4 protein-coding genes and 1 pseudogene are annotated in these 4,421 nt (G+C 36.7%); all 5 read left to right on the top strand.

The features are described from left to right. Positions 1-249, top strand: a pseudogene (locus ACFILL_RS08745) (hypothetical protein); the annotation flags it as partial. A 294-nt stretch (positions 250-543) separates the two neighbouring features. Beyond that, a complete protein-coding gene (locus tag ACFILL_RS08740) occupies positions 544-1,341 on the top strand; it encodes a hypothetical protein (protein WP_375637250.1) in 798 nt (265 codons plus the stop codon). A gap of 76 nt (positions 1,342-1,417) precedes the next feature. After that, positions 1,418-2,302, top strand: a complete 885-nt coding sequence (locus ACFILL_RS08735; protein WP_375608869.1) for a hypothetical protein — start codon at positions 1,418-1,420, stop codon at positions 2,300-2,302. Positions 2,303-2,534: 232 nt separating this feature from the next. Next, positions 2,535-4,010: a replicative DNA helicase gene (locus ACFILL_RS08730; protein WP_375643779.1), complete on the top strand. Its 1,476-nt coding sequence runs from the start codon at positions 2,535-2,537 to the stop codon at positions 4,008-4,010. Positions 4,011-4,095: 85 nt separating this feature from the next. Continuing rightward, the coding region (ssb, locus tag ACFILL_RS08725; protein WP_375643781.1) for a single-stranded DNA-binding protein at positions 4,096-4,421 on the top strand (326 nt) is incomplete at its 3' end.

Raw genomic sequence — 4,421 nt, 5'->3', positions numbered from 1 at the left:
TTTGACGGTGGTCAGTATCATGAGATGCCTTGTAATGTTGATTACAGTACCAAGGCGCAAGTGAAAGCTTGGATATACGGTGGTGATTTGCCAAGAAGCGTATTGAGTTGCGAAGCATTGATAGACGAGGTGAATAGGGAAATCAAAAAACGTACAGTGAAAGCAGTGAAAACTTATGATGATATAGACAGTGAACTAGAGAAAGCACTTGATATTCAATTAGGTAGGTATCAAAATGAAAAAAATTGAAAAAAATAAAAAATACGTATTGACTTTAAAGAAAAGGTCGTTTATTAAGGTCGACAAGTGCTTAACAACACTAAATCACAAGCGGATAAACACCGATAAGGTTTTTCCCATTTCTTAAAAATACTGGCTGTCTTTTATGCTTTGAATAGCGTATAACGATTTTGTCGGGTGTGGTTACACCATACAATACTCTTATGAGAAAAGTGTAACGACGGACTTGTGACCGTGTTTGTTAGCACCCGACGCCCTTATGGGGTGTTAATAACAAACCCAATTATCACAAGGATTACTAGCATGAAAGCTACAGTTAAAAATCAAGAATCTTCCTTTTTTGTTACAGATGATAATGGCTCTTTTAAAAAGAGAGAGTTTGCAAAAAAATACGAATTTACAGGCGAGACGATTGAAGTTGGTTTTAAGACACTTCATAGAATTAGAGCATTAAGAGATTTTGGAGATGTCAAAAAAGGGGACCTCGGCGGCTTTATAGGTAGTGAATACAATTTATCGCATCATGGCAATTGCTGGGTCGGAGGTAAAGCCAAGGTTTATGCTAATGCACGGGTTTACGATAATGCCGTTGTAAGTGGTTATGCTCATGTTAATGTGGAAGCTTGTATTTATGAAAACGCCCGTGTTTATGGCAAGGCGGTTGTAGGTGGCTTTGTTTATGGAAATGCTGAGGTTTATGGTTTTGCACGTATTTATCCTCGTGCAAGAATTTATGGGAATGCTCACGTTCATTATAATGCTTGGGTTTTTAATGATACACATATTTTTGGTAATGCCAAGCTTTCTGGATATGCTTGCATTTATGCTGATGTAAAAGTTTATGGTAATGCCAAGGTTCTAGGCTTTTCAAAACTTTATAAAAATGCACACGTTCATGGGAACGCTGTTATTGAAGGGCATGCTGAAATTCATGGGATTATTTATGGTAATGCAAAAATATCAGGTTATTCAAAAATTTATGGGAAGGTTTCAGGCAAGGCAAAATTAAGAGAGTGTGATTTTGTTCATAGGGAAGGTGAGGTTTATAGTGGCAATAAAGTCATATATAACTCGAATAATATTTTAGAAAAAGCAGCGTAAATAACGGCGCGGGCGGTGCGGGGGCGCCTCCTTATAACCATTTCATTCAAAAATTTTCTTTAAAAGGCATTTCACTATGAAAAAAACATATGAACTTATTGATCTCATAACACGCAATAAAGAAGAAGAAAGTGAAAATCATAATCTCTTTGCTCTTAAATGGACGATATATGATCAAAGCCTTCATAGTCCTTTACGTCCTGAGAATGAAAAGCAAGTACCTAGAAAATATGAATTAACAAGTGAGACAAGGGAATTTAATGGACATATATTACACCGTATTAGAGCCATTAAAGATTTTAAACATTTTTTTGGTGATAATAATAACTTTTGTATAAAAGCAGGTACCTTAGGCGGTTTTATAGAGAATGAAAGCAATTTAGATCATCGTTATGGTTGCTGGGTTAGTGATGATGCTATGGTTTACGGTGGCGCACGTGTTGTAATGGATGCTCTTGTATACGGTAATGCTGTTATTTATGAACAAGCGTGTATTGGTGGGCATGCACATATTTATGACAATGCACAGATTTATGGTAAAGCCAAGGTTTGTGGTACTGCTCATATTTATAACAATGCGCATATTTATGAAAATGCTTGTATTGATTTTAGAAGCCATGTTTATGAAAATGCTCATGTTTATGGCAATGCAGAAGTTGGGTTTTCTCATGGTGAAGATAAACCTGAGATTTATGGCAATGCACGTGTTTATGATAATGCAATAATTGAAGACAATGCTAGGATTTATGGGAATGCACAAGTTTACGGACGCGCTCGTATTAGAGAGAAAGCTAAGGTCCGTGATAATGCACAAGCATGTGGAACGTTAGATCTTTTAAACGATGCGGTTTTAGCGGGTGATAAAAAACTCACAAGAGGTTATAGAGATTTTATTGGCAAAACTAAAATCACTAAATTTGGTCATTTTAAAATAATAGAAAAAATACACAAAGTTGTTTAATAGGCGGGCTGCTTTATAGCAAAAAAGCCGCGTCCTTTAAGACACGGCTTTTATTATCAAAACAGCTAGCGATCCAAATAAACGATTAAAATAACCAATCGAAATATAAAAGAACATCTCTTTATTGCACAAAACGTATCAAAACGCAAGCTGTTAAGTAAAATAAAAATGGGATTCACACTGTAGATTCAGTGATTTATAATTATCATTTATCAAATCAATTTAAATCATAATGAATAAAATGAGCGCTGTTAAATTACCTTCTTTTCAAACAGAAGAACAATCTTCTTTTCGTCAATTGCCCCATAATATTGAAGCAGAGAAAGCTTTGCTGGGTGCTATCATTATCAATAATAATGCTCTTGATAGCGTTTCTGATTTTTTAAAAGCAGAGCATTTTTTTGAACCGTTGCATCAAAGGCTTTTTGATATCATTTCACAAATTATTCAAAGTGGAAAAGTTGCAGATCCCATTACTATTAAGCCCTTTGTTGAAAATGATGAGAAAATTGGTGACATCACTGTATATAATTACGTGGTGCGTTTAGCTACCGAGGCAGTCACAATCATTAATACTAAAGATTATGGAAGCGTCATTTATGATCTGTTTATCCGACGCTCTTTAATTAACCTTGGCACTCAAGTTGTGAATAGAGCTTATGATGTTTCTGTAGAACTTACAACATCACAACAAATTGAAACTGTTGAAAATCAGTTGTTTGAATTGGCAGAAAAGGGAAAATATGGGGGTGGGTTTGAAAACTTTAATACAGCCATTGCAAAAGCACTTAACATGGCAAGCGCTGCGAAAAAGCGTTCCTCAAGGCTCTCAGGGATAGCTACCCATATCAAAACCCTTGATGAGAAAATGGGAGGGTTACAAGCATCTGATTTGATTATCCTTGCGGGGCGCCCTGGTATGGGGAAAACCTCTCTGGCTACCAATATTGCTTTTAATATTGCCAATGCTTGCAAGCGTCATGATAACAGCCAAGCCAATGAAGGGGGTATTGTTGGTTTCTTCTCACTTGAAATGTCATCTGAACAGCTTGCAACTCGTATTATCTCAGAGCAAATAAAGGTTTCTTCTTCTGATATGCGCCGTGGTAATATCTCAGAAGAGCAATTTGCAAAAATTATTCACGCAATGCGTTCCTTACAAACAATCCCTCTTTATATTGATCAAACGGGTGGTGTATCCCTAGCACAATTGGCCGCCCGTGCAAGGCGTCTTAAACGACAACATGGTCTAGATGTCTTGATTATCGATTATATCCAACTCATGACAAGCGGTTCAAAGCGTTCATTAGAAAATCGCGTTCAAGAAATTACAGCCATTACCACCGGATTAAAAGCACTTGCAAAAGAACTCAATATTCCCATCATTGCTCTGTCACAACTTTCACGTCAAGTTGAAAACCGAACCGATAAACGTCCGCAACTCTCTGATTTACGTGAATCTGGTTCAATAGAGCAAGATGCCGACATTGTTCTGTTCGTTTATCGTGAAGAATATTATCTCAAAAATGAAGAACCAAAAGAAGGCACTGCTGAGTATAGCAAATGGCAAGATGCAATGGAGCAAGCCAAGGGTAAAGCCGAGGTTATTATAGCAAAACAACGCCATGGTCCGACAGGAATCGTTTCCCTTGCCTTTCAATCCGATTTTACACGCTTTAGTGATTTAGCACATAATGTAAAACATTAAATAATTGTTATTAGATAACTGAAAACATTGTAAAAACACATAAAACATGTTATGATCTTTACATCATTTAATGGGACTTACAAACATGCTTAATAAAGTGATTTTAATTGGTCATTTAGGTGCCAATCCAGAAAGCAAAACAATGTCATCTGGCATCGAGGTGGTCAATTTTCGAATGGCAACGTCTGAGAGCTATACAGACAAGGCAACCAATAAGAAAGTAGACAAAACCGAATGGCATTCCATTGTGGTGTTTAATCCACATCTTGCAAAAATAGCTCTCCAGTATCTGAATAAGGGCAGCAAAGTTTATATCGAGGGGCGACTACAAACCCGTAAATGGCAAGATAAAAACGGTGTTGATCGCTATGTAACAGAAGTCATATTGCCTCAGTACAAAGGCGAGTTAAA

Source organism: Bartonella sp. AP20NXHL, assembly GCF_042196165.1.
GTDB lineage: Bacteria > Pseudomonadota > Alphaproteobacteria > Rhizobiales > Rhizobiaceae > Bartonella.
The sequence above is the reverse complement of the archived record's forward strand: the minus strand, read 5'-3'. Positions and strand labels throughout refer to the sequence as shown.

What these genes read in the sequence shown, in the direction of transcription:
- ACFILL_RS08740 (WP_375637250.1), top strand. Translation starts at nt 544, where the DNA reads ATGAAAGCTACAGTTAAAAATCAAGAATCTTCCTTTTTTGTTACAGAT.
- ACFILL_RS08735 (WP_375608869.1), top strand. Translation starts at nt 1,418, where the DNA reads ATGAAAAAAACATATGAACTTATTGATCTCATAACACGCAATAAAGAA.
- ACFILL_RS08730 (WP_375643779.1), top strand. Translation starts at nt 2,535, where the DNA reads ATGAATAAAATGAGCGCTGTTAAATTACCTTCTTTTCAAACAGAAGAA.